The organism is Ruminococcus sp. 1001136sp1_2201st1_G3_2201SCRN_220225, from assembly GCF_040924365.1.
Classification (GTDB): domain Bacteria; phylum Bacillota; class Clostridia; order Lachnospirales; family Lachnospiraceae; genus Blautia_A; species Blautia_A faecis.
The window spans coordinates 8614-32967 of record NZ_JBCOME010000003.1; the positions used below are offsets into that span (position 1 = coordinate 8614).

The following is a 24354-nucleotide window of genomic DNA, read 5'->3' on the forward strand; positions in this document are numbered from 1 at the left end:
ACCTTCATATTAATATCTGCTGCTTTTACTGTTTTTTTCACAGGTGTGCCATCTTCAGAGAAAACAGCTGTCTCAGAACCGTCACCGGCTACCACTGCGCCAGCTTCGTCTGCAGATACTGCTGCGCCGGCCTCATCTGCTGAAACTGCTGCGCCAGCTGCATCCGCAGGTACGCTCATGCCTGCTGCATCTGCCGGAACTGCCATGCCAGCTTCTTCTGCTGATACGCTTTCAGCCTTAATCATAACCGGATTGAAAGATGTTGCTGTCAGAACTCCTGCTGCCAGAATTGCCATAAGTCTTTTTTTATTCATCATTTTTAATTTTCCTTTCAGCGTTTTTTATTTGTCTGAACGTATTTTAACATCTTTCCTATAAAATCTGTGTTAAGATTTTTATTTTTTTCAAAATATGATAATATTTAAATTATAAATACTCTCTTTTTTGCGAGTATCTGATCTGCGCAAAATCATATTACGAAAGGAGCAGTTATGCACATTTTAATTATAGAAGACGAAGAGCAGCTCTGCCGCTCTGTTGCGGAGGGACTTCGCATAGATGGTTATGAAACAGATATCTGTTTCGATGGAGACGAAGGGCTTTGCCTGTGTATGACAGAAAATTATGACCTGATCCTGCTGGATCTGAATCTTCCCGGCACGGACGGTCTGGAAATTCTCCGTCAGTTCCGGGAACACAATACCAATACCCCGGTTCTGATCCTGTCCGCCCGGGATCAGATTGAAGATAAAGTAAACGGTCTGGATCTGGGAGCCAATGATTATCTTACCAAACCCTTTCACTTTCAGGAGCTGGAAGCCAGAATTCGAAGCCTTACCCGGCGGAAATTTGTTCAGGAGGATGTATGCCTGAAATGGAATCAGCTTACCTTTGATACCAGAACAAGAGAAACCTCTGTAAATGGAGTGCCGATTTCCCTTACCAGAAAAGAAAGCAGCCTTCTGGAATATTTCCTGCTCCATCAGAACCGTGTCATTTCACCGGAAGAAATGATTGAACATATTTGGGACGGAAGCGTAAATACCTTCAGCAATTCCATCCGTGTGCACATTTCATCTCTTAGAAAAAAACTAAAGGCTGCAATTGGATTTGACCCTATTCAGAATAAAATAGGCCAGGGCTATATATTGGAGGAATACAGATGATAAAAAAACGTTTCCACACCTCACTTCAGCTGAAACTCACTTTATTGCTGTCCTTACTGATGATTGTCTCCTGTGTTCTTATGTACTTCTTCATCAGCCATTCTGCCGTATCGGGAATGGACGGATTGCAGAATTATATGATCAAGGTGGACCCACAGGATGGCGATTCACCAATTACCTTTAATGTAGATCCCAAAGCTCTTTTTCCTCAGTTCGAGCAGGAAATCCAGGAAACCAAAGAAGCTTTTCTTCTACGAAGTGTTATTGCAACCACGATCATTATTCTTCTTTCCAGTGTGTGTACTTATTTTCTTACGAAAAAGGCCCTTACGCCACTGCAGAAACTAACCAGTGAAGTCAGTCAGATCCAGGCGCAGAACCTTTCCACCCAGCTGGCAGTTCCCAATTCAAAGGATGAAATTGCACAGCTGACCAGATCTTTCAATGAAATGCTGACCAGGCTGGACAATGCCTTCAGTACACAGAAACAGTTTTCTGCAAATGCCGCTCATGAGCTGCGGACACCACTAGCAGTCTTGCAGACCAATCTGGAAGTTTTTGAGAAAAAGCAGGAACCGGAAATAGTTGAATACAGACAGCTTTTCGCCATGATTAAAGAACAGACAGCAAGGCTTTCCCAGCTGGTGGGAACTCTTCTTGACATGACAAATCTGAAATCTGTTCCACGTACAGATCAGGTTACACTGGAAGAGCTTGTAGATGAGGTTTTCTGCGACCTGGACCCAGTTGCAGAAAAAGCAGGAATTTCCATTCATTTTGATGACAGCTCCAGTCAGGATTGGCATACTGATGTCCACACGCCTGATACATCTGCACTTAATAACAATATTCGCAATATCACAGGCAGTTATGTGCTTCTTTATCGTGCAGTCTACAATCTTGTGGAAAATGCCATTAAATACAACCGTCCCAATGGCTCTGTCACAGTTTCGGTGAAGGAGAAAAACGGTCAGGCTATGATCCTGGTAAAAGACACCGGCATTGGCATTTCACCTGAAAATCAGAAAAAAATCTTTGATCCTTTTTTCCGTGTAGACAAGTCCCGCAGCCGGGCTATGGGCGGTGCCGGACTGGGGCTGGCGCTGGTTGACTCCATTGCCCGGGAACACGGTGGTTCAGTGAAAGTATTAGAAAGTAATGAAAAAGGCAGCATAATTGCACTTATGCTACCCATTAGTAGTTTAGAGCGTGTCTAAAAAATCATTTCCGCAATCTGCACGCCCCACTTTGCGGGAGATTTTGCAGAAAGCCTTTTTCAGACACGCTCTATAGTAATCAAGCGGATTTTCGCAACCGACCCGGGTGACTTTACTTGATTCGGTTAAATTTCATAATCCGAAAACGGTGCCGGGTCTGTAGATACATCATAAAAATGCCACCATTCACATTCATATGCCTGGAAGCCTACGGATTCCATCACTTGTTTCAAATACTCGCCGTTTCTTCTTCCGTTTTCGGAATGACCGGAATAATTCAAAGCAGCGCGTTCGTCCATAATGTCAAATGGAGATGGCATTTCGATTTCGTTGCCTTCTTTATCAGTTAGAGTGACGTCAACACACATTCCGTTCATATGAGTAGGACGGAATTTCTTAATTTTCGTCATATCCGGCGGACGGGCAATGAAATCATCATTTGGCATGATCTCCCAGAACCGCTTCTGCGCACGAATTGGACGATAAGCGTCCCAGATTTTCACCCGATAGCCATCTTTTTCGAAAATTTCCTGCGCTTTTATCAGAATCTGCGCGGTGTGCTCATCCAGCCAGCAATCCGCTGACTGGTACACCTGCACGCCAGTGAAATTATCCGGCGTGGCATATTTCAGATCGATGATAAAATCGGAAGACAGGTCCGTAAGTTTAATTAAGTTTCCTTTTCTTTCCATTAGACTTACCTTTTCACAACAGTTACCTTTATGTTTTTAAAGTTCACTGGTTATCAAACAATTAATGTTCCTAAAGCTTTTCCTTGAAGTTCCAGAGCGTGTTTGAAAAAGGCTCTAGAACCCAATTCCAGTTGCAATTCCCAGCAAAATCGCCTGTGTCACAAACAAGATCAGAAACAGCGGTGTAAACCACTTATACCATTTCTGCAGGGAAATTCCACCAAGGCCACAGATGATAACGATATCTGCCGTCGGCCAGAAAATATTGGAAAGTCCATCGCCAAACTGGAATGCAAGAACTGCTGTCTGTCTGCTCACACCAATAATATCTGCCAGCTGTGCCATGATCGGCATGGTTGCAGAAGCCTGGCCTGTTGCAGATGGTATGAAGAAGTTGATCAGAGTCTGTACTACAAGCATTACCTGTGCAGAAACTGCATGAGGCGCATTTTTCAGCACATTTGACAAGCCGTAGATAACAGTATCCATAATTTGCGCATCTTGCATAACAACTGTGATAGCCTTCGCAATACCAGTAAGGATACATCCCCACATTGCAGTCTTTGCGCTGTCAATAAACTCACTGCACCATTTATTCGGAGACCACTTACAGATTGCTGCAGCAATCATAGACATAAGAAGGAACAAGCCACAAAGCTGCGGGAAATCCCATCCCCATTTGATCAGACCCAGCATAAGAACAACCAGCACTACAAGAACATCCAGAAGAACCAGACCATCTTTTAAGGTAAAGCTGTATTCATTTAACTCATCTCTGTCAAAGGCATGAATGTTTTTTTCACCAAATACAACGGATGCACCTGGATTTTTCTTAATTTTCCGCCCGTAAACCATTACATAGATAATGGAAATTGCCATGAAGATCACGAAGCAGATCGCACGGTATCCGGTTCCGGAATAAAGCTCTACACCTGAAATTGTCTGGGCAATTCCTACAGAATATGGATTCAGTGTCGCTCCCATAAATCCAACAAACTCTCCAACTGCAATAATGGCAAATCCGAACATTGCATCATATCCAAGAGCAACTCCCAGACCTACGATCAATGGATAAAATCCGTAGAATTCACTTGCCATACCAAACACGGAACCGCCCAGTCCGAAGATCATCATGATGATTGGAACAAGCAGAATTTCTTTTCCCTTCAGTTTCTTTAAAATGGTTCCGATTCCTGCATGGAAAGCACCTGTTTTCACCACAACACCGAAAGTTCCGCAGCAGCAGAGGATCATGAAGATTACATCAGCAGCCTCCACGCAGCCTCGATACAGTACACTGAAAAATCCAAGGAATCCGGTTGTGGTAACTTCGGATTTATCAATTGTGTGATAAGTTCCATCAATAGCTACGTTTCGAATTCTTCCATTGATGTTCATTTCCTGATAATCGTAGGTTCCGGATGGAATGATCCATGAAAGAATCGCCACCAGAAGTACAACGGATGCTACGATGATCAGGGTGTCTGGCATTGCCAGTTTTCTTTTTCTCTTTCCCGTCATAAATGACTCCCCCTTTAGATAGATGGATTATAAAAACTATTCGCTTTGCCTGAAGAGTTTTACACTTTTTTCTTATGTATACCCCATACATGTATCCACTCCGCAAACAGCAATTATAAATTCATAATACACTGCATATACTATGGAGTCAATCAAAATTAACGTGTTAAAGCGTTATTTTTCAGACTAAGTTGACATATTGTTTCAAATTTATAGACAAATTTAACTAACATTCCAGTCAACACTGTAACGAGATTCGTATTTCAAATAATCAAAATGCCCCGCCGGGGAAATGATGAAGCTTCCCTTTGACGAGGCATTTAAAACCTTATATTGAACTTCTGGTTCACGTGTCTTTCTCTTCCTTTAAGACTACCGGATTATGTTTGAAACAGGCTCTATGTTATTATTTTAATGTAATCGTGTTATCCTTCAGATTATACCCGATCACATCATCCCAGTTTCTCCGAAGGGCAATTTCTGCGGTGAGATTGGTATCATCATAAACAATAGACCACTGGGTATTACTGGTAACTTCCTCCTCTGACGGCTCCTGTGATGCGGCCTTCAAAGCCTCCCATGCAACATCACTGGTGTAAACTTCCTCATAGTCAAAAATAGCTTCCATTTTGTCATACCGCTCTTTTCCGTGACCGTAAATGCCATTCTTCTGATTCGGAAGGACTTTATCCTTATAGAGTCCAAAGAAATTCGTGATGGAACGAATTGGTGTGGCAACCATTTCTCTGGTTTCGCTTTCACAGTCATACTCCACTACTCTGCCATCACCGGAAGCATCTGTGATATAAAAGTGATAATCTCTGCCGCTTGTAGCAAACATGTCATACTGGTTCAGAAGCTCTACGGCTTCTTCTGTAGTTGCCGCGCGGTCCAGAATCAAACGGATCACAAGCGTGGTTCCGATCACCGGCCTGCCTGTATTCTGGTGAACCGGTTCGCTGTCCAAAGTAAGGACTGCAATAGATACCCCTTTTTCATTCATGCCGTCCAGGCAGATAAATGGTGCTGTTAATGTGGCAAGCTTTTTCTTCATACTCGCATCCGGAATATTTGCAGAGATATTATCCAATGCTGCGAAAGCCACGGATTTGTAACCACCCTTCGGTTCACAGTAAACCAGCATTGCGGAAGTATCCCGTTTGAAATCATAGTTTCTGCCCATCAGCACATTTCCGTCTGCTTCCTGCAGGGTAAAAGCACTGCAACCAAAATCCGGTGCTTTAATATGTACTGGCAAGATAGGAAGTGCCTCTTTCACAATGGCATCAACAAAGCTCTGGTTATCTGTTATGCCGTATTCGATCAGTCGATCCAGATCATAATCATATTTCACATCCATGCGATACAGATTATACTCGTCGTAATCTGTCACTTTCTGAATACTGCTTATGGTTTGAAAGCGACCCTCATACACTGAAATAAAACCACCCGCAGCCACTATCAGAAGCAAAAGAATCACCAGTAAAACCGTACGGATTATCTTACGTTTCTTCGATTGTGTCTTCATCTGCATCCCCCCTCCGGTAATATTTTTGATATAATCATTATACTGGATTAAATAATAGGTATGCAAGACAATTGTTGGATATGACTTGTTTTTCTGTTGAATTAACCTATTTTATCCATAACCTAACCAATACGTGTTTAAAAAACTAAAATCAAACGCGTTCTATGAATTTGGCTCACTACCTTATAAACAACAAAGAGCCGGATTTCTCCGACTCTTCGTTTAACTATTTCTGATTTATTTAATTTCATATTTTCAAAAACATTTTCCTGTTTCATTCCAAAACTTCATAAACTATTGTCTCATACGGTTTCATGCAGATTTCACCATTTGCAATTACATTATCATATAAGGACCGCATCTGCTTTTTCAGCACAATTTTTTGTTCTGAACCCATATAGTTCAGGACAAAGAAGTATTTCTTATTTCCTTTCACACGCTGAATGACTTCCACCTCCTGTGGAGCTTCAAGCATAGCCTGGAATGGTTCCAGAATTCCTGTGTATTCTAACAGCACCTTCATGCTTTCTCTGGAAAAAGTACTGCCAAAATGAATTGCATATCCCTTTCCTGTATTCTTTCTGATTACGGCTGGTTTTCCTGCGTAATAGCTATTGTCGTAGAAAGCCAGAGTTTCTCCCTCCTCTACAGGCTCCATAATGTCGTTAAATATTGGCATGTCAATCGTCTGACCGTCCCAGTTGGCGGTGACAGACGGCTCTGCTGGACTTGTGAATGTAAAATCTCTCACATCTGAACCAGTAATTTTCTGCAAAAGTCCGGGCTGCGGAAGCATAACACATTTGCCATTTTCCTGCTTATATCCGGAACGGCAGCCTATGATCAGGATTCCGCCATTTGCTACATATTCTTTAAGTAAAGCAGCTCTTTTTCCCGTCATAATAACAGGATGTGCATAGATGAGCACTGGATATTTCTGCAATTCCTTTATATCTGTATCCTCGCTCAGATATAACGTATTATATGGGGTGTGATAAATTTCAGAAGCAATGAAGATTTCTTCTGAGCTCTGCGCTTCCACCCTTCTATGCCATACATCCACATTCGTATCCCACATATTGTCGTAGTCTTTTAATACTCCAAATGCAGCTGTATAATCCGCTCCGCAAACTTCATCCAGACACTTTAATTTATTATAAAAGTCTTTTACCTCTGCCAGCTTACGGTTATCGCGATTGTCATAATCCAAAATTCCATGCCAGTACATTTCTGTACTAAAAGTACAGGTTCTCCACCTGAAAAAAGAAATATAATCTGCGCCATGGGCTACACTCTGCATTGCCCAAAGTGTAAGCTGACCAGGTCTTGGTGCCGGACCTTCCATTCTTGTAGTCCATCCACCTGCCCCAGACTGCTGTTCCATAATACCAAAATGAGGACATATGGAACGTACTTCCGTTAGATTTTTACTCCAATGACGGTCATTCAGGTCTTTCGCGGTCTTCGGATCTCTGTTCAACCCAAATGCAAAACTTGGATAGGAATCATATGTATAAACATCCAGGCATTCCTCTGCCATCTTGTGATTATCCAGATTCCAGAACATACCATTTGTGGTGATATAGTCTCCGTCTTTCTTATATTTCGAGATTATTTCTGCCTGCATTTTACAGAAAGAAATTGTACTTTCTGAAATAAAGCGGTAATAATCCAGCCTGAGATGTGGATTGCAACCATTATTTAACACCGGTCGCGGAACATAAATCTGCTCCCAGTCTGTATAGGTCTGATTCCAGAAAACAGTTCCCCATGCTTCGTTGAGGTTATCCAGAGTTTTATACTTTTCTTTCACAAAATTACGAAAGGCAACAGAATCTGCCTCTGAATAAAATTCATCCACCTCACAATTCAGTTCATTGTCAATCTGCCATCCCACAATTGCCGGATGTTTGCCGTAATGCTGCGCCAGCTTTTCTACGATCCTTGCAGATAATTCTCTATATTTTGGTGAATTGTAATTGTAATGTCTTCTGGCTCCATGACGATATGGAACTCCATCTTGACGGCAATTTAAAACTTCCGGGTATTTTTCCGTAAGCCATGCCGGCGGTGTAGCTGTAGGTGTTCCAAAAATCACCTGCATTTCTTCCTGTTTACATAACTCCATAAATTCATCCCAGAAATCAAAGGTAAAAACGCCCTCTTCCGGCTCCACTTTGTTCCAGGCAAACTCTGCTACACGGATCACGGTAATCCCTGCCGCCTTCATTCTCTGTAAATCATCCTGCCACAGTTCTCTACTCCAATGCTCCGGATAATAACAGGTTCCCATGGTCATTTCTTTCCATTGAAAATTTTGTGGTTTTCTCATATTCTGCTCCTTTTTAATTCAATTCTTTTGAAACAAAGAGTCGGAATTCTCCGACTCTTCGCTTCGCTTAATTCACTTTATTTTATTCCATATTCATCCATCAGTTTTTCACGATATCCAGGATCGTCCAACGCCAGTTGCAAGTCAGCCATTCTAGCAGCTTCCAAAAGCTTCTTGGTTAATGATGCCATTCTATCACTTCCTTCTATTCTTCCTTCACTTTTTCCAGCTTTTAATCCATCATCGTACAACATCTGACCTAATCTTGTCATCGCTACAACCTCCTTTAGCTCTTCCAAATCACTTCCCCGCAAAAACTTATCCGCCATTGTATATAATATTGCTACGGTCTTTTCTGCGGTTACTCTGGTATCCTGTTTTGCAAGTAATATAGCTATTTTTATAGTATCTTTCCGATCTTGTTCGCTACTTATCAACGGTGTTAATGAGTTCAATATAATACGGACAGATATCCTCATACTCCCCATTTTTCAATCTGAATCCTCCCGGAATCACACCCAGCTGGCGAAATCCAACTCTCTCATAAAGATGTCTTGCATGAACATTGCCCGCCACAACTGCGTTAAACTGCAGTACACGGAAACCATGCACTTTTCCCTGGGCTACGCAATCTTTTACCAGCTTTTCTCCAATATGAAGTCCGCGGTTACCGTGGGATACGGCGTAGCTGGCGTTGCAGATGTGTCCGCAGCGGCCTACATTGTTCGGATGAAGAATATATAATCCCAAGACCTGTCCGTTCTCCCTGTTCTCGGCTACCGCCGTATAAGTCTGCGCTGCGAAAAACTCCGCGCCGGTTTTCTCATCCAAACATTCTTCCTGTGGAAATGCCACGCCATCTTCCACAACCTCATTCCAGATGCGGATCATAGCTGGAAGATCTTTTTCCTCGTATTTTCTTACGATAATTTTGTTTTCCATAATGGTTCTCCTCAATTTCAGCTTATCTATCAGTGTACTCTTCTCTTTTTGTTGAAAAATCTGGCGAAGTTTTATTTCCATACATTGCAAATTACTTACCGTGAATGGAGTAACCGACAGCGACTCCTTATAGCAACATAAAAGACCACCACTTTATCTTATGATATATTTTGTACCTCTTCCTCTGCCCTCAACTGTTATAATGCCTTTTTGTCCCATACTCTTCAGCAACTGCGTTGTCTTGGATTTTCCAAAAGGAACATATGGTGCAATTTCACTAATTGATTTCATCAAATTCTTGCTCAAAATTTTATATACAATTCTTTCATCTTCCGTTAAGTCCACATCTTTTTCAAAATTCGGGAGTACAATCTTAATAGAATTTTCTGATACTTCAAAATCTGGTTTACTGAATCCATCTTCATATAGTTGTTTGATTCTCATAACTCCAGTTCCAAATATCTCAACAAACCCCAGCCGATAAAATACATTTGCAAGATTTCTATTTCTTAAAACAGATAATTTCCCAGCTAAATATTCCTCTTCTGTTATTCCAGATGGCAACCCGCCTGGAGAAACAATTTCTATCCTGTCATCAAACATTAAAATTCTGATTCTGGCCTCTATGTCCCAGGCTCTGTGGATCAACGCATTTGCAACCGCCTCTCTGAACGCAGCCTCTGGTATTTTTTCTACCTTTTTCCTGTCAGCCCCCTCAATTACTTCATATTGATAGTAATCTCTGAATATATCAATTGTCTTATCGTATACTTCAAGAATTGATATATTTTCAAAGGTTGCTCTCCTCTGAATAATGCTGATATTTTCGCCAAACTTCATAATGTCAATCCCTGGAAAATGGTTTTCGTCAGCCAGAAGACCTGCTGCATTATTATATCCATTCGTATTATTATATAAATTCAATGTTTTTAAAGTATCCTGATCAAAAGTCTCAAGCTGAATGCATTCTTTTAATTTATGATATAAGATTTCAAACGATAATTCCTGATCTTTGCACGGAAGCTCTTCAAATCTTATATTTTTCCCCTCCAGGATCAGTCTTGACAGTTCCAGCGTGTCTACTTCTATCGTAGCAGTATCGTTTCTTTTATACGCCTTGGATTTATACAAATAAGGCTTATGAACGCCACTTTTGACAACCAGTTTAATTATATGATCCTGCTGCACCTCAAGTGTATAGTCTGGTTGAGGGTAAATACTATCGTTAATTTTATTTTCAATATCCAGACATGATTGCTTTTCATCTGGTAACCCTTTGGCAACACCATTATCATCAACGCCAAAAAGAATCATGCCGCCATTGTAATTTGAAAAGGCACTAACAGTTTTCAAAAAAGTATTTGTGACAGTTTCTTTAAACTCCATTGTTCGTGTTTCCTTCATACGATTCAGCTCCTTTTCAATTATATTTCTATTATTATATGCAAAAACGCGCAAAAAAACAATCGTATTTTTTTACGATTGTTTTTTTGATTGATTTCAATTATTTCTATCATTATATCGAAGTAGCTTTATTGAGCCTCATCCCAGTAATCCTCCGCATCTCCATATTCGTCAAAATCATCTTCATGATCATAATAGAAATCCTCTGGATCATCATAATCATATACATCATATTCATCTTTTTTCTGTGACAATTTATTGTTGGAAGAGGATTTACTGCGTGACGAATATTTATTGGAAGAACTACTATAACTAGAAGAAGATTTCTGTACATATCGTATAAGGTCCGTAACTTTTCCATCCCGGCAGACTGCTCCATTTCTGTACGCGCCATCGCTTCCCTTCCACTTATACGTATTCTGCACTTTCACCTGTCCATTACTATCTCTGTAATTTTCTGACTCTTTTTTATCATAAAAACCCCAGATAGTACTTGTAATGTATTTCTCATCCATTCCTCTATACGGCTGATCTTGCTTGATTTTTTCTCGCTCTTTCTTTTCTTTCTCCTTCTTTAACCGCCGTTCTTCTGCTTCATTCTCCTTAGCTGCTGTTTCCCTGGCAATTTTCATTTCTTCTGCAAAATCTCCCGTATACATATCACCTTCATGAGGCAACTCCCACGTTATCCGATACTGCGTATGTATTGTTTCTCCATCGGCTACACTTTTACAATACTTTGCATAAACCAAAACATATTCCTTGTCCTTAAAGTTCTCTGGCAAATTCTCCAATAGCTCTACTGCGGTATTATAATCCTGCATCAGAATAGCATTCTCCGCCTTTTCATACTTCTCCAAATACTCCTCCTGCTGTCGTTGCAGTTCTTCCTGCTTACGTTTCTCTGCCTCAGCTTCCATATAAACTGAGGCACCTATAACTGTAAATAGCGCAGCGAGAATAAGAAATGGGGTAATAGGTATTCTCTTCATTTTGAAGTCTCCCTCAGTTTTAATAGAATTATTACACCGTAAATGGATATTACAATTACAGCCTCATATTGCTTTAAACGTTATCATAATTCATCTAGCAGCTTTATAATATGAGTATTCATTTTATCATATGAATTCCAATTTTCCTCTCTGATATTAATCTTCACTCGCGAACAAATGTATTTTATAAGCCACATAATTTCTGATACACTTTTTCCGGTCTGTTCTTTGACCCATTTCTCTGTCACAGATACAATATTATGAGCGGCAATATTTCGTGTGTTTTGTTCCACTGTAACCAACTCTCTTGCTCGTTGTTTCAATAAGTCATCAGAACACTTCGCTTCTATTAAATTAACTAATTGAATAGAATATACTGGTCCAAAATTAAACCGAGAAAAATCACCTTGCAAAAGCGGCAATATTTCACTACTTTCCAGTTTTCTCTGATTCCACTGCTTAGCAGAATTCTTTCCCTTATAATAATCCGAAATGTTCACTTCACAATATTGCTCAATTACAGATTCCATTAGATCAACACCCAAAGGCGTAAACGCTCGAATAAAATCCGCATATTCTCCTCTTTTTAGCTTCAAATCCAAAATTAAAGTATATTCAAAGAGGGAGCGTTTAACATCATCTGTTTTCACTGGCGTAACAATACCATTTCCCTTTGGAAGCGCTTTGTTCATTTTATTCCAATCTAATACCGATCTTGCCGCCGCTGCTTCTAGCCAGTTATAAATTTCTGGACTAATATCATCCTTTATATCTTTTCCCACTTCTAAAGCAGCACGATAATCATAAGAAAGCAAATGCTTTTTTATAATATCAATCTTTAACAAGCGCATTAAGTTCATACACTTTATTTCATGGCATCGATTTTCCGCCTCGCTTCTATTATCTTCGTTCAGTTCCCAGTTTGTTTCAACATCATAATCGTCTCTGTCTTCGTATTCCAGATTTCCTTTTTTCTTTGGTGTGGAAACCTGTATTGGAATAAATCTATATTCAGCTAATGTTGCCATAACCAGGAGAGCACTTTTCATTGCCGGTGTTCCCGATGCCATATTTACCAACAATATATCTTCGTTGTTCTTCTGTTTTTCAATTTCTCCTATAATTTTTCGAAATTCAGTAAAGAATACATCATATTGCTGAACGTCAATCATATCACTGTTTTCAATCACATGGACTTCAATGTTATGGTTGATTTTTTCACTCAATAACTCCACTGATCTTACATATCGATTATCTTTTTTATGATTCTCAATCATTTCTTTAGACAAATACAAATAAACAACATCTGGCTGGTAATGTCTACATATGTGCAGTAATGAACCATCATGAAAATACTTAATTGGATCCGTATTTCCTACTGGTGAAAATAAATACTTCTTTCCCATTTTCATTTTCCTCTATACTAAAATTATCTCTTCCTCAGAAACAGGCTCTATTCCCCAGGACTTGACTTTTCCCTTTCCTGTAATTTTGTAAACCCGCACACTATCCTCTCCATTTCGGTCAATGTATGCTGGAATCTGATCAATCAGCTTGTAATAATTTTTTTCTGAAAGCATTGCCTCAAATGCTGATTTTTGAACCCGTTTTCCATATCCTTCTAATAATTTGGCAAACTTGGTTCGACGCTTATTGTCAACAATATCATAAATTATCAAGATAAATTGACGGTCACTTTCCAGTTCATCTGTTATCTGAAAATAATATTCCTCATCATCGAATAACAATTGGTTCATACAAAGAAGCATCTCCCTTCTCAATTGCTTTGGTTAACTGCTCCATTTGCAATAAAATTCCACGACGAAAGCTTACAGGATAATCTACATATTTTAAATATCGAATTTCTGTCTGAAATTTACGTTCCAGTTTATTCAAATATAATTTTAATCCAGTCTTTGTTAAATAGCAACCTGGTTGCTCCAAGTTGAAAACAAAATCTTCTTTTGAAATTTCATGCCCATTTATCATGCTCATAACCGTTGCGTCCACAATAACAGCGCGCCACTCTTCCATCATATCACTTGCCAATGTGGGATGCTTTTCAGCATCTCTATGTATAAATCCGAAGTATGGATTTAACCCCTTCATTTCTATTTTACAGTATAATTCATTCATCAAAATAGAGTACCCTAAACTGATCATTGAATTAAATTCATCTTTTGGTGGGCGTCTACTTCTTCCGTTAAACTGAAATTCTCTCTCAATGCACTTTGAAAGACCTCTAAAATAGAACTTCGCAGCTTGCCCTTCATAGCCGATAATTTCTTCAATACGTCTGGAATTTTCTATTTTTCCTCTGCATATACTTAACATTTTTTGTTCTTCCTCAAGACGTATATTTCGACTTTTTTCATATCTTCTCAATACAACACTCTGATTTTTAATCTTTGCGCTTAAAATTCTTTTTCCAAGTTCTACCGCGAATTCTGTGTCATATAGTGCACTTTGCATTCTTTGTCTTCCAGCGTTTATATGGCTTGTAGACATTACACGACCAAAGTATACCCCACCTTTTGAAAAATAGACGACCGGAATTCCTCTTTTCAGACATTCTTCGGTACATTTTGCCGTCATCTGTGATTGCCCCATAATAGTGATACCCTCTAGAGATTCAATAGGAATCAATTTTTTCAAACCATCTTTATAATTTACTACACATTTATTTGCTTCATAACCAATCTGAGCTCCATTTTCATTAACATAAAGTAATCCCATTGTGTTCCCCCTTTGTTTTTCTCGTCCCCTATTGGGGGCTTATATTTCTCAATAACACGCCAAAAGACAATCAGAGAATTGTAGACGAATGGTTTTCGTCCCCTACCGGGGACTTATATTTCTCAATAGTAAAAAAGATTTCGTTGGAGAATTACAAGAAGTGTTTCCGTCCCCTACCGGGGACTTATATTTCTCAATTCCTTTTGAAACTCCGTACACAGCAAAGACTAGATTTCCGTCCCCTACCGGGGACTTATATTTCTCAATGGCATTCGGCATTCTGTACTTTGAAAATGGCATACGGGTTTCCGTCCCCTACCGGGGACTTATATTTCTCAATTGTTCCGGTTTTAACTTCGCACGCGGGTTTGAATCCGTTTCCGTCCCCTACCGGGGACTTATATTTCTCAATTGTTCATGTAAAATCCGAAATCACTGATTTTCCATCATTTCCGTCCCCTACCGGGGACTTATATTTCTCAATGGGCATCCCACCAAAAGCCACATATTCAATTCGTGCGTTTCCGTCCCCTACCGGGGACTTATATTTCTCAATTGCCTCTCCCTTAGTGTGTGGATAGATAACGGTTCGAGTTTCCGTCCCCTACCGGGGACTTATATTTCTCAATCTGAAGGGCAAAGTGATACCCAAAACAGAGATTGTTTCCGTCCCCTACCGGGGACTTATATTTCTCAATTGTTACACGGAACTAGCAAAAGTGGACGTAAATTTGTTTCCGTCCCCTACCGGGGACTTATATTTCTCAATAAAAGAAAGTGGCGTGGTTTATAAAAGTAACAAATCAGAGTTTCCGTCCCCTACCGGGGACTTATATTTCTCAATAAGGTTCGGTGGTATCTTTGTACATTCTGGCTTGTTTCCGTCCCCTACCGGGGACTTATATTTCTCAATAAAAACCTACTGACAATTGCAACACATAAATAGCAGTTTCCGTCCCCTACCGGGGACTTATATTTCTCAATACCATCTCCGCAATTCCTTGTAAACACTGACTGTATTACGCAATTTGCGTGGGAAATGATTTTTCAGAAATATAAGTTTATTTTTCATTATAAGAAACTCTCCAAATGCCTATTTTATGCGGTGCGCGGGAAAACTAATATATTTTGAATTTACATTGCCCCATCATATAAGTTTTCCCACAATATTTCGTACATTTTAGGACATGAGGAGAAACTCCCAGTCTGCAATCTTTGTAATGCTTATGTTCCTTTGGCACGTAAGTTTTATCAAAAATATCCTGCACAGCTTGAACTCCTTCTCTTTCTCCTAACAGAGAATATATCACAGTTTTTGAGACAAATCCACTTCCGCCACCAAGAAATACCGTTTCATCAAACATCTGATCTGCAATAGGATATTTGCTCTGAAATACACTATAGTAAAATTGATAAAATTTTTTTACTGCTTCCATAATTTTCTCACTTGTAATCTGATTGATTGATTCGTCAACTTTCATACTCGTCTTTATCACAGTTCCTGGCTTGACACATTCACGAAGCAGATTTAGTGTTTTGCTGCTACCATCGATATGATATTCCCATTTCTGACAAAGTATCATATCTTCATTGCTCAGTGGTTTACTGTCACTGATTATAATTCCTGACATAATATCATTCACTGCATCTTTGCTTTTTTCTGTTCTATTTAATTTATGAAATGCTTTTTCTTCAATTCCCCCTATATTTTTTTGTAAAATATTTCTATTTCTAATCGGTCCATCCAATTCCATTTTTATCTTCTGGACATCTTGTTTATAGTACAGTGGATTTTTCATAATATCTGCTGCAAGTAAAATTGTACGAAGCATTCCCTTTATTGAACTGCCAGGAATATATGGATTTCCATAAGGATCTCGCATGAAATTCATAATTTGCATGCGCCCTTTTTCCATCTGAATATCTCCTACATTTATTTTATACTTCATACAGCACTTGATTTCATCCAGAGAAATTCGATTTCTTTCAACCCAATGCTTCAAATCTTCTCTTCCATCTACAACCATAAATTTTTCAAACTCAATTTCCAAGTGCTTTTTCTTGGCTAACATATACAACTTATCAATATCTATAATACCAACTGTATTTCTATTCAAAAAAAGATATTCCTTTTTCTGAATTTCCATGCCACTTCCGACATAAACAGGTCCGCATACCTCTAATTCTAACTGATATGTTTTTAATACTCTTTTCATATGTCTACCCCCAGAAAAAGTGCTTTCTCATATCTGAATATAGGGTGTGTTCCACGATTCTTTTCTGTTATCACAGTTCCTTTAAATACTTGCTGAAAACAAGATCCCGGTATAAAAACATATCTTTCCTGTTTTCTCATCTGTTGTTCTGCATATTTTTCCGAATCTATAAAGCCCCCTCGCTTTAACAGACTATAATAGGCACAATCAAGAATCTTCTCCAGCTCCATATCTGCTGCCATCGCAGTAGAAAGCAATATATTTATTTTTCCAGCTTTTTGTAATTTTTTTTCTAAATTTGTAGAAATTTCACTTTCCTGATATTCAAAGCGCCCTAATCCTGTGCTCTTCTTTCCTCCAACTCCAGTATACGATAAACTTTCTAATAATTCTTCAAACAAATTTTTCACTTTTTCATCCTGAAAACCAACTATAATATATAGCCCGTTTCCATCATTGAAATAAAAAGCATTTACTCTATATGGCTCTGGATCCTCATTGCCGCTGATTCCAACAGATACTCTCATTCCTGATTTTCCTAGATTATGGAGTAAATCCATTTGATCTAACGGAAAATCTCCATTTATGTATTCTTCCAAAAGCTCTACTGGAATATATTTCATATTTTTAATCAACTTTTTTTCTCTCGAATCTCCACGCGAAGCTGAACTTTTTCGTTCAATTTTTAACATTGGTTTTGGAATAAAATATTCCTTTCCAATATAGGGAAATCCATCTGAAAATAATAACCTATCATTTTCTACAAATTCCAAAAATAAATTTTCCTTATTTAATTTTAATGCTTCCTGATAAAGAGCCGAAAAAAGAGTATCTGCATGAAATGATATATCTGTACTGTCGAGATTCCCATGTCCAAATCGTACTCCATTAAAGAATTCCAAACGATAACTTGTGTAATTCAATGTTTTCTCCTTTCAGAATTCACTCCTGAATTGCTTGTGATAATATCTTATTACACTGCGCCAATAATTCTTCACTTACCTCACCTACAACAGTTTCCGCAATTATATTCTCAAATGCAATTTTCCCATATCCCCGTGAACCACTTCCTCCAATATAATCGTATTGAAGCAAGCGCATACCCTCTGCCAGCGTTTCCACATCTTCTATCATTTCTTTTTCATCTTCCACTTCGTATATTAAATCTAACTCAAAAATAGAACCTCGAACAGCTCTCTCTATTTGTCTTGGGTTTGCTACTGCAGTAAGTCTGGAAATCGAATTCTCAAATTTCACCTCGGTCATACTCTGCAGACCTGCTCGTCTTAATTCTCCTTCATTCGCCAATACCATATCTGAAAATAACAGCCTGCTTCGCTTTACGTTTCCCTTCTTAGCTGAACCAAATAAACGTACAATTCTTTCATGATCATTATCTGGATCCTGAAGACTTTCATTAAATTCCTTAGCAAGTAAACTCCTCATTTTGCCTTTTAAAGAACTTCCAGGAAGCAATGGAAGATTTGATCTTACATCCCTTACTATTGGAGAATCAACTGCTCCAATTGCCGCAAAAGCACTGCTTCCTCCAATATGCATACCGGTTTTCACTAAAATATCCCCATTAATTCTAATTTTTGCGTACATAATGCTCCCCCTTTACTGTTCTTTTCCACCATAGTACTTATGAAATGCAATAAGAGCTTCCATATATCGACTAAAAAGCAAATAGTTCTTTTTACTTGCACCAATTTCTTTCAAACATTCAATTATTTCAGCCTTTTTTATAAACTTTTCTACCTTGTGCTCATTATCACGCCCACATTCATACATAACCCGAACTCTTAAATATTCTATTCTTCCTAGCAGTTCATCATCAAGCCTCTCCGACGGATAAAGTAATACCTGATTATATATATCAGCTGTCATTGCCAGAAGATTTCGAAGTTTAGAGGTCGTTACAATATTTACACGCCCTCTGTTCTTCACCTTTGATTCTTCTGCCAGATCCGAAATTACTTTTTCAGCCTTATCGACATAATTTTTCTCATTTATTCGCATATTAATGAGCCCCCTTCTCTCTGTGCATATAAGCATATAGATTTATTGCTGTTTTCAATTCTCTACAGTCTTTTTCAGATTGCACCCATTGATACATTTTTCTGGAAAACTTGCGATATTTTTCTTTCTTTTCACCTTCTTTATCTGGCTCCAAGCGAGACAGAAGATAGACAAATCTTGCAAAGTTAATTTTCTCCTTCTGATTTCGGATCAGTTCCAGCATGCGGTATAAGAATGACATTCCTCTTTCATCTGATTCTCCAAGAAAATCTTGAATTACATCATATTTTTCTCCAAGAACACTCTTATATAATTCTTCCCACCGATAAGTACCATCGCATATTTCAAGTTCATTAATCAAATGCGTCTCACCATCATCCATAAACGTCACAGAATCTTTTTCAGGCATTCTTTTTGACTCCGCTTCCATTTCCCCAGTTTCATTCGCAATGGCACCTATCGGATATGTACATTCATAAATTCCAATTCCAGACGATATTGACAAGGTTCCTTGCGTGTATTTTTTAAATTTTTCCTGTAAATCAATTGATAGCTCGATTACCTCATTCCACGCACCTACAATAAATACGTCATCTCCACCTGAATATACAATAGTTGCATTTCTTTCTGTCAACTTCTTTTCTCCATCAATATGATACTCTCCATTTTTTAAAATTGAACGAATATAATATTTAAAGAAAATTGATAACTGCCTTGAAAGTGCTGCTGTTCTTGACAATGTCGCATATTTTCCAGCAAATCCAGCAACAAAAGTCTGTCCTAAATTATCCACATCAGCTCTCAAAACACCAATACGTTTAATTCCTTCTGCCTTTTGCGCAAATTTTTCAAATGTATCCCCAGTAGTGTAATCTCCTACCCAAAGCTTTGTGGCAATATGTTTTCCAGTATACATCTGATTTTTTGCATATACCCTTACGAAATATGAATCTTTTTCCATACGTTTTGATAACGTTTTTTCATCATCTGCAAGAAGTAAATATCCCCCTGGAAGCGGAAGACCATCCGCTTCTCCTTCTAATACGACAGAAAAGAAATCACTATACAATACATTATTGGATAATTTCTGTATTTTACTGCATAATGGACATAGTCCATCTTCGCTTACTTTCCCAACATGCTTACATACTTTACATTCTTTCGTATAATCATCAGCCTTTTGGCTATTTAACCAAATAATTTCGTCCGCTTCATATCGATGCATTTTTTCCGCTGACAGTTTTTCTCCCACCCCGCGAAACATTTCAGAATAACTTCCCTCAGGAATATTCCTCAGAGAATTAGCACTACATTTGACATATCCACATGCAACGAACAGTTCATTTTGAAAATGCTTTAGGAACCATAACTTTAACTCTTTTTTCCAATCTTCCAATTTATGTAGCGTATCTTCCGTATTTGCCAATAAAAGATAACAATGTCCGCCACCAGAATACAATAAATTCGCTCTGGATAATTCTAATTTTTCAAGAAGCGTATCAATAATGTGCTCCATCATTATTTCTAAATAAAAAGAACGTGCTCTTAATGTACGTAATGCATTTTGGGAAGTAATTGTATAAATAAAATTCTGAATACCTGAAATATCTAAAGAGCAAAGTAAAAAAGCCTGTCTGTCATAAAATTCTTTCTCTTTCGTGAAAAGTTCATCCTTACAATTCTTTTTTCCAGCATTTAAATAATCATAAATGCAACTGGCTACTGCTGCTGTAAATTTTACATGATCAAATAATGAAATATCTGCCAGCTCCGCCTTTGCTGTAGATGACGGTACATATGACAAATTTGCCTCCATTACAGCCAACAGGGAATTCACATATTCATCATTCCAGTCTATTCCTCGAAGATTATCCGTTATTCTCTGACGGATTTTTATATAAAATGTCTGTGAAAAGTTTTTCTTCTCTTCTGACGGATAATTGATTCCACTTTCCGGATCCATGTCTCCCGGTTGATAATAATATTCTTGTTTATTTCCATTTAAAATATTAAAAATGCTTTGAAGTGGAACCGCGATTTCAAATCCTTTGTCATCGACATTTTCTTTTTCTCTTCTATCTGCAAATGCCGCGATATTATCAGCTATATATGTTATATACGCCAGGTTATCATCTTCAAGATTTGCACTCTTTAATAGCAGTGCATGATGATATTTAACACAATCCAAAATTTCCTTTTCTTTTATGTCAGCTTCTTCTTTTAAGTAATCATATCCACTTACGCTGTGGTTTCTTTTGTCACCACCTTCTCTGTAGATTACTTTTCCAATATCATGTAAAAGGCTTCCTATAATCAGCTTCGCTTTTCGATCATTCATCCTTTTTCCCTCCGCATCTTATAGCTCCCATTCCCATTCCAGTTTTTATTCCCACTCCTGAAAATTCCCCGAAATGAAAAAGAAGCCTTATATATCTTGCTATAGTCTCTGAACCTTTCACTTTAATTCCAATTTTTCCAACAAACCCAGTCACGTTTATTTTTTCCAATGGAAATGGTATTGTTTGTAAACGATAATTTACGACTTCACTGCTCCTGCACAGTTCCTCTAAAGTGTCTTTATCTTCCATTGTCATCTGCTGTGAAAATGCACTATATTTACGCATTAAGCTTCCATATATCAGACTTAAATCCGGATAAAAAATATAATTTCCATCATGCTTAAATGCTGTAGGTGTTAAAAAATATACCTCAAAATACCTAGAGCATTTCTTGTCATAAAACTCATCCAATAGAGTTTTCGCTTCCATCATTTGTATTGTTTTTTTCTCAGGAACAATTGTAATTCCTCGTTTTCTTAGTGTAATCTCTTTCAGCTCGGACATTGGAAGTATAATATTCTTATATGCTTCATCTGTAATAGTCTTTATATGCCAAACTACACCGTTCTCTTCTTTTGACACATATTGACTATACGGATTAAGCTGATTTCCATGAAGAATTCCCGCATACTCCGTGCTTATATTCTCCATAATGACACCTTGTAAATTTGAAGATTGCTGAAAATTTATTTCTGTTTTTCCAAACTCCATGCATAATTCTACATACATGTTTCATTCTCCGTTAAAATAATTATCATTTTGGTCAAGTATGCAAATATTATAATACAAACGCACTATAAAATCATTGTTTTTTTGCATTTTTTGTATATTTTTATATTATTTAAAGTGTCTAATCTATTATCTTGCAAAAACATGACACAAAAAACCGTTACCTATGTCTGCTCAAAACATAAATAACGGTTATGCCTACTTTGATTTTTTCACTCTCCAATATTCCAACATTTTTCAGTCTTCTATCTTTCATTCATTACTATTAAACAAAGAGCCGGATCACTCCGACTCTTCGCTCGTTTCAGCATATAAAATTTTTACAACCGCTTATTTCTCCAGCATATAATCCTTAATCACATCATGATCTCTCAGCACCTTCTCCACTAAAGTTCCCTTGATTGCTTTCAGCAGAGGTTTTTTCACCAGATTCAGCGGTCCAGGAAGCTCGATTTCAAGTGGGGATCTGCCATCCATAAGTTTTACGCTGGCGTCAAGGAGTTCTCGTACGTCGTAAACGCTGCCCCATACTTCCGGAACACCACGGTCTACGCCCATAAGTCCGTATACAGCTTCCATTGCGGTACGAACAGAATATTCTGTGGTGAAGATGGTGTCTCTTGGAGTCTCAGCAAACTGTCCAAGGAATGCAAAGTTCACGCAGCCATCCGGGATAACGTCCGGTCTGTCGCCTTTTGCTCTTGGCATGAAGAATGCAGTGATGTAAGGCATCATGGTCGGTACGCAGACTGCGCTGTTTTCAGCCAGATCCTCGATCTGATCCGTCGGTACGCCCATATGGTACAGCCACTCTTCGGTAATTTCTTTACCGGTACATTCTTTCATCGGTTTCTTTACATAATCGCCAGGTACATCTGTGAAAAGACCATATACCCAGACGCAAACCTTATCTTTATCCTGGTCCTTGAACTGACCCTGACGGTTGATGGTCCAGCTTAACAGCCAGCTGGAATCCTGGCAGCTTACGATACCGCCGGTAACAACCTTGCCGCTCTTTGGATCTCTTTTGCAGATGTCGGTAATATAAGGAATGATCTTGTCATCCAGTGTGGTAACAGTTGCAGATTCCCAGTTGGTCTTCGCAATATCGGAGCAGAATTTCTCCGGATGTCCGAAAGACGGATCCTGTTTTGCAATATTTTTCCAAAGGCTCCAGCAGCCGCTTGTACGAACCTCAGCATCTCCGTTTGGAGCGTGGTTCTGGTCACCGTAGATAGTTCCCTCTGTACAGCTTCCGTTGGTAACAAATACGTAGTCATTCTCAGTAAGAAGGATTCCCTTCTCAACACCCTTTACCTTGCACTCAATGGCAGTTGCCACTTTTTTGCCATCATGGATATCAAAGATTACATTGGTAACCTCTGTGTTGAACTGGAAGTCAACGCCTGCATCCTCCAGATATTTCTTCATTGGAAGGATCAGGGACTCATACTGATTGTATTTGGTGAATTTCAGAGCACTGAAATCCGGAAGTCCGCCGATATGATGGATAAAACGCTGGATGTAAAGCTTCATCTCCAGTGCACTGTGCCAGTTTTCGAATGCAAACATGGTTCTCCAGTATAACCAGAATGTGGAATTCAGAACCTCATCATCAAATACATCCTCGATGGTCTTGTCATAAAGATCCTCATCCTTTGTAAAGAACAGCTTCATGATTTCCATGCAGCCCTTCTGGCTCAGGTTAAATTTGCCATCTGTGTGAGCGTCTTTGCCCTGATTTACAGTAGCACGGCAAAGAGAATAGTTCGGATCATGTTTGTTCAGCCAGTAGTACTCGTCCAGAACGGATGCGCCTGGTTTTTCCAGAGATGGAATGCTGTGGAAAAGATCCCAGAGGCACTCGAAATGGTTCTCCATCTCACGCCCGCCTCGCATGACGTATCCTCTCATCGGATCGAAGATACCATCACATGCGCCGCCTGCAATGTCCATCGCTTCCAGGATGTGAATGTGGTCGCCAGGCATCTGCGCGTCTCTTACAAGGAAACAAGCTGCTGCCAGAGCCGCAAGTCCGCTTCCTACCAGATATGCATGCTTGTCATCTACACCTTCCGGTTTCTCCGGGCGGGCAAATGCTTCGTAGTTACCGTTTGTATAATAAATACCTTTGCTGTTTTTCTCGTTTTTACCACGCTCTGTATTGCGGTAATTCGGGTCTACGTGTGCTTCTGTAATCTGTTTCTCCTCACGGCTTTTATTTGCCAGGACTGCTACTCCTGCACCTGCTGCGGCAAGTGCTGCCATACCTAATACGGAATGTTTTTTCTTTGACATAAAAATTACCACCTTTCTGAAATTTACCGTTACATTATTTCCGGCTATCTGTGTTTATTCTTGTTTTAACTTTTCGAATCAGCTTCTAAGCTCTCTCAGGTTTGTTTCCTGACTTCAGATAAAAAGCTTTTATTTGGCTGATTCAAAATTCTGCTTCCTTTTATTTAGTATTTCCTGTTTCTGAGTGTATTCTACGTCAAAAAATAATTTTCCTCAATTT

At 38.9% G+C, this 24354-nt stretch carries 22 protein-coding genes and 1 CRISPR repeat array; of the genes, 3 read left to right on the plus strand and 19 right to left on the minus strand.

The window, feature by feature from the left end:
* Nucleotides 1–317 (minus strand): hypothetical protein (locus tag AB5642_RS01850; RefSeq protein WP_368371425.1); only part of this gene is annotated, 317 nt, incomplete at its 3' end.
* Between the two features lie 174 nt (nt 318–491).
* On the opposite strand from AB5642_RS01850, the gene AB5642_RS01855 reads away from it, so the two are divergent.
* The 3 genes from AB5642_RS01855 to AB5642_RS01865 are packed head-to-tail and all read left to right on the plus strand — an operon-like array spanning nt 492 to nt 2493.
* Nucleotides 492–1166: a response regulator transcription factor gene (locus AB5642_RS01855; protein WP_118577702.1), complete on the plus strand. Its 675-nt coding sequence runs from the start codon at nt 492–494 to the stop codon at nt 1164–1166.
* Nucleotides 1163–2383 (plus strand): ATP-binding protein, encoded by a 1221-nt coding sequence (locus AB5642_RS01860; RefSeq protein ID WP_237925986.1) that lies wholly within the window; start codon nt 1163–1165, stop codon nt 2381–2383. Before AB5642_RS01855 ends, AB5642_RS01860 begins: the two co-directional genes overlap by 4 nt.
* 17 nt (nt 2384–2400) lie before the next feature.
* Nucleotides 2401–2493, plus strand: a complete 93-nt coding sequence (locus AB5642_RS01865) for a hypothetical protein (protein WP_368371444.1) — start codon at nt 2401–2403, stop codon at nt 2491–2493.
* Between the two features lie 15 nt (nt 2494–2508).
* Here the strand turns inward: AB5642_RS01865 and AB5642_RS01870 are convergent, their stop codons facing one another.
* The 18 genes from AB5642_RS01870 to AB5642_RS01955 form a co-directional block, all read right to left on the minus strand.
* Nucleotides 2509–3075 carry a M15 family metallopeptidase gene (locus AB5642_RS01870; protein ID WP_173718040.1) on the minus strand — a complete coding sequence of 189 codons (567 nt, stop codon included), beginning with the start codon at nt 3073–3075 and terminating at the stop codon, nt 2509–2511.
* 114 nt (nt 3076–3189) lie between these two features.
* Nucleotides 3190–4596 carry a YfcC family protein gene (locus tag AB5642_RS01875; protein WP_118577704.1) on the minus strand — a complete coding sequence of 469 codons (1407 nt, stop codon included), beginning with the start codon at nt 4594–4596 and terminating at the stop codon, nt 3190–3192.
* 406 nt (nt 4597–5002) lie between these two features.
* Nucleotides 5003–6124 carry a linear amide C-N hydrolase gene (locus AB5642_RS01880; RefSeq protein WP_173716495.1) on the minus strand — a complete coding sequence of 374 codons (1122 nt, stop codon included), beginning with the start codon at nt 6122–6124 and terminating at the stop codon, nt 5003–5005.
* Between the two features lie 274 nt (nt 6125–6398).
* Nucleotides 6399–8456 carry a beta-galactosidase gene (locus AB5642_RS01885; protein ID WP_173718039.1) on the minus strand — a complete coding sequence of 686 codons (2058 nt, stop codon included), beginning with the start codon at nt 8454–8456 and terminating at the stop codon, nt 6399–6401.
* Between the two features lie 77 nt (nt 8457–8533).
* The gene (locus tag AB5642_RS01890) at nt 8534–8944 is read right to left on the minus strand and encodes a hypothetical protein (RefSeq protein ID WP_195391830.1); all 411 of its coding nucleotides are present in this window, start codon (nt 8942–8944) and stop codon (nt 8534–8536) included.
* Nucleotides 8883–9398, minus strand: coding sequence for a GNAT family N-acetyltransferase (locus tag AB5642_RS01895; protein ID WP_173716467.1), 516 nt, complete (start codon nt 9396–9398; stop codon nt 8883–8885). The genes AB5642_RS01890 and AB5642_RS01895 overlap by 62 nt, the downstream gene beginning before the upstream one ends.
* Nucleotides 9399–9551: 153 nt before the next feature.
* Nucleotides 9552–10802, minus strand: a complete 1251-nt coding sequence (locus AB5642_RS01900) for an ATP-binding protein (protein WP_173718037.1) — start codon at nt 10800–10802, stop codon at nt 9552–9554.
* Between the two features lie 128 nt (nt 10803–10930).
* Nucleotides 10931–11794 carry a hypothetical protein gene (locus tag AB5642_RS01905; RefSeq protein WP_173718036.1) on the minus strand — a complete coding sequence of 288 codons (864 nt, stop codon included), beginning with the start codon at nt 11792–11794 and terminating at the stop codon, nt 10931–10933.
* A gap of 83 nt (nt 11795–11877) precedes the next feature.
* A complete protein-coding gene (locus AB5642_RS01910) occupies nt 11878–13200 on the minus strand; it encodes a CRISPR-associated protein Csm6 (protein ID WP_173718035.1) in 1323 nt (440 codons plus the stop codon).
* 12 nt (nt 13201–13212) lie between these two features.
* Complete coding sequence (cas2, locus tag AB5642_RS01915; protein WP_173718034.1) at nt 13213–13551, minus strand: CRISPR-associated endonuclease Cas2; 339 nt, start codon at nt 13549–13551, stop codon at nt 13213–13215.
* A complete protein-coding gene (cas1, locus tag AB5642_RS01920; protein ID WP_173718033.1) occupies nt 13529–14530 on the minus strand; it encodes a CRISPR-associated endonuclease Cas1 in 1002 nt (333 codons plus the stop codon). Before cas1 ends, cas2 begins: the two co-directional genes overlap by 23 nt.
* Before the next feature lie 17 nt (nt 14531–14547).
* Nucleotides 14548–15514: direct repeats of the CRISPR family, unit length 35 nt; unit sequence TTTCCGTCCCCTACCGGGGACTTATATTTCTCAAT.
* 134 nt (nt 15515–15648) lie between these two features.
* On the minus strand, nt 15649–16746 hold the full coding sequence (gene csm5 / locus AB5642_RS01925) for a type III-A CRISPR-associated RAMP protein Csm5 (protein WP_173718032.1): 1098 nt from the start codon (nt 16744–16746) through the stop codon (nt 15649–15651).
* A complete protein-coding gene (csm4, locus tag AB5642_RS01930; protein WP_173718031.1) occupies nt 16743–17669 on the minus strand; it encodes a type III-A CRISPR-associated RAMP protein Csm4 in 927 nt (308 codons plus the stop codon). The genes csm5 and csm4 overlap by 4 nt, the downstream gene beginning before the upstream one ends.
* A gap of 19 nt (nt 17670–17688) precedes the next feature.
* Complete coding sequence (csm3, locus tag AB5642_RS01935; RefSeq protein ID WP_173718030.1) at nt 17689–18354, minus strand: type III-A CRISPR-associated RAMP protein Csm3; 666 nt, start codon at nt 18352–18354, stop codon at nt 17689–17691.
* A 12-nt stretch (nt 18355–18366) separates the two neighbouring features.
* Nucleotides 18367–18768, minus strand: coding sequence for a type III-A CRISPR-associated protein Csm2 (csm2, locus tag AB5642_RS01940; protein WP_173718029.1), 402 nt, complete (start codon nt 18766–18768; stop codon nt 18367–18369).
* A 1-nt stretch (nt 18769) separates the two neighbouring features.
* Nucleotides 18770–21106, minus strand: coding sequence for a type III-A CRISPR-associated protein Cas10/Csm1 (cas10, locus tag AB5642_RS01945; RefSeq protein WP_173718028.1), 2337 nt, complete (start codon nt 21104–21106; stop codon nt 18770–18772).
* The gene (cas6, locus tag AB5642_RS01950; RefSeq protein ID WP_173718027.1) at nt 21099–21836 is read right to left on the minus strand and encodes a CRISPR-associated endoribonuclease Cas6; all 738 of its coding nucleotides are present in this window, start codon (nt 21834–21836) and stop codon (nt 21099–21101) included. Before cas6 ends, cas10 begins: the two co-directional genes overlap by 8 nt.
* Nucleotides 21837–22166: 330 nt before the next feature.
* Nucleotides 22167–24134, minus strand: coding sequence for an oleate hydratase (locus tag AB5642_RS01955; protein ID WP_173718026.1), 1968 nt, complete (start codon nt 24132–24134; stop codon nt 22167–22169).
* Nucleotides 24135–24354 lie beyond the last annotated feature (220 nt).

Coding starts and splice junctions, on each gene's coding strand:
- AB5642_RS01855 (WP_118577702.1), top strand. CDS start 492: ATGCACATTTTAATTATAGAAGACGAAGAGCAGCTCTGCCGCTCTGTT.
- AB5642_RS01860 (WP_237925986.1), top strand. CDS start 1,163: ATGATAAAAAAACGTTTCCACACCTCACTTCAGCTGAAACTCACTTTA.
- AB5642_RS01870 (WP_173718040.1), bottom strand. CDS start 3,075: ATGGAAAGAAAAGGAAACTTAATTAAACTTACGGACCTGTCTTCCGAT.
- AB5642_RS01875 (WP_118577704.1), bottom strand. CDS start 4,596: ATGACGGGAAAGAGAAAAAGAAAACTGGCAATGCCAGACACCCTGATC.
- AB5642_RS01880 (WP_173716495.1), bottom strand. CDS start 6,124: ATGAAGACACAATCGAAGAAACGTAAGATAATCCGTACGGTTTTACTG.
- AB5642_RS01885 (WP_173718039.1), bottom strand. CDS start 8,456: ATGAGAAAACCACAAAATTTTCAATGGAAAGAAATGACCATGGGAACC.
- AB5642_RS01890 (WP_195391830.1), bottom strand. CDS start 8,944: ATGGGGAGTATGAGGATATCTGTCCGTATTATATTGAACTCATTAACA.
- AB5642_RS01895 (WP_173716467.1), bottom strand. CDS start 9,398: ATGGAAAACAAAATTATCGTAAGAAAATACGAGGAAAAAGATCTTCCA.
- AB5642_RS01900 (WP_173718037.1), bottom strand. CDS start 10,802: ATGAAGGAAACACGAACAATGGAGTTTAAAGAAACTGTCACAAATACT.
- AB5642_RS01905 (WP_173718036.1), bottom strand. CDS start 11,794: ATGAAGAGAATACCTATTACCCCATTTCTTATTCTCGCTGCGCTATTT.
- AB5642_RS01910 (WP_173718035.1), bottom strand. CDS start 13,200: ATGGGAAAGAAGTATTTATTTTCACCAGTAGGAAATACGGATCCAATT.
- cas2 (WP_173718034.1), bottom strand. CDS start 13,551: ATGAACCAATTGTTATTCGATGATGAGGAATATTATTTTCAGATAACA.
- cas1 (WP_173718033.1), bottom strand. CDS start 14,530: ATGGGATTACTTTATGTTAATGAAAATGGAGCTCAGATTGGTTATGAA.
- csm5 (WP_173718032.1), bottom strand. CDS start 16,746: ATGAAAAGAGTATTAAAAACATATCAGTTAGAATTAGAGGTATGCGGA.
- csm3 (WP_173718030.1), bottom strand. CDS start 18,354: ATGTACGCAAAAATTAGAATTAATGGGGATATTTTAGTGAAAACCGGT.
- csm2 (WP_173718029.1), bottom strand. CDS start 18,768: ATGCGAATAAATGAGAAAAATTATGTCGATAAGGCTGAAAAAGTAATT.
- cas10 (WP_173718028.1), bottom strand. CDS start 21,106: ATGAATGATCGAAAAGCGAAGCTGATTATAGGAAGCCTTTTACATGAT.
- cas6 (WP_173718027.1), bottom strand. CDS start 21,836: ATGTATGTAGAATTATGCATGGAGTTTGGAAAAACAGAAATAAATTTT.
- AB5642_RS01955 (WP_173718026.1), bottom strand. CDS start 24,134: ATGTCAAAGAAAAAACATTCCGTATTAGGTATGGCAGCACTTGCCGCA.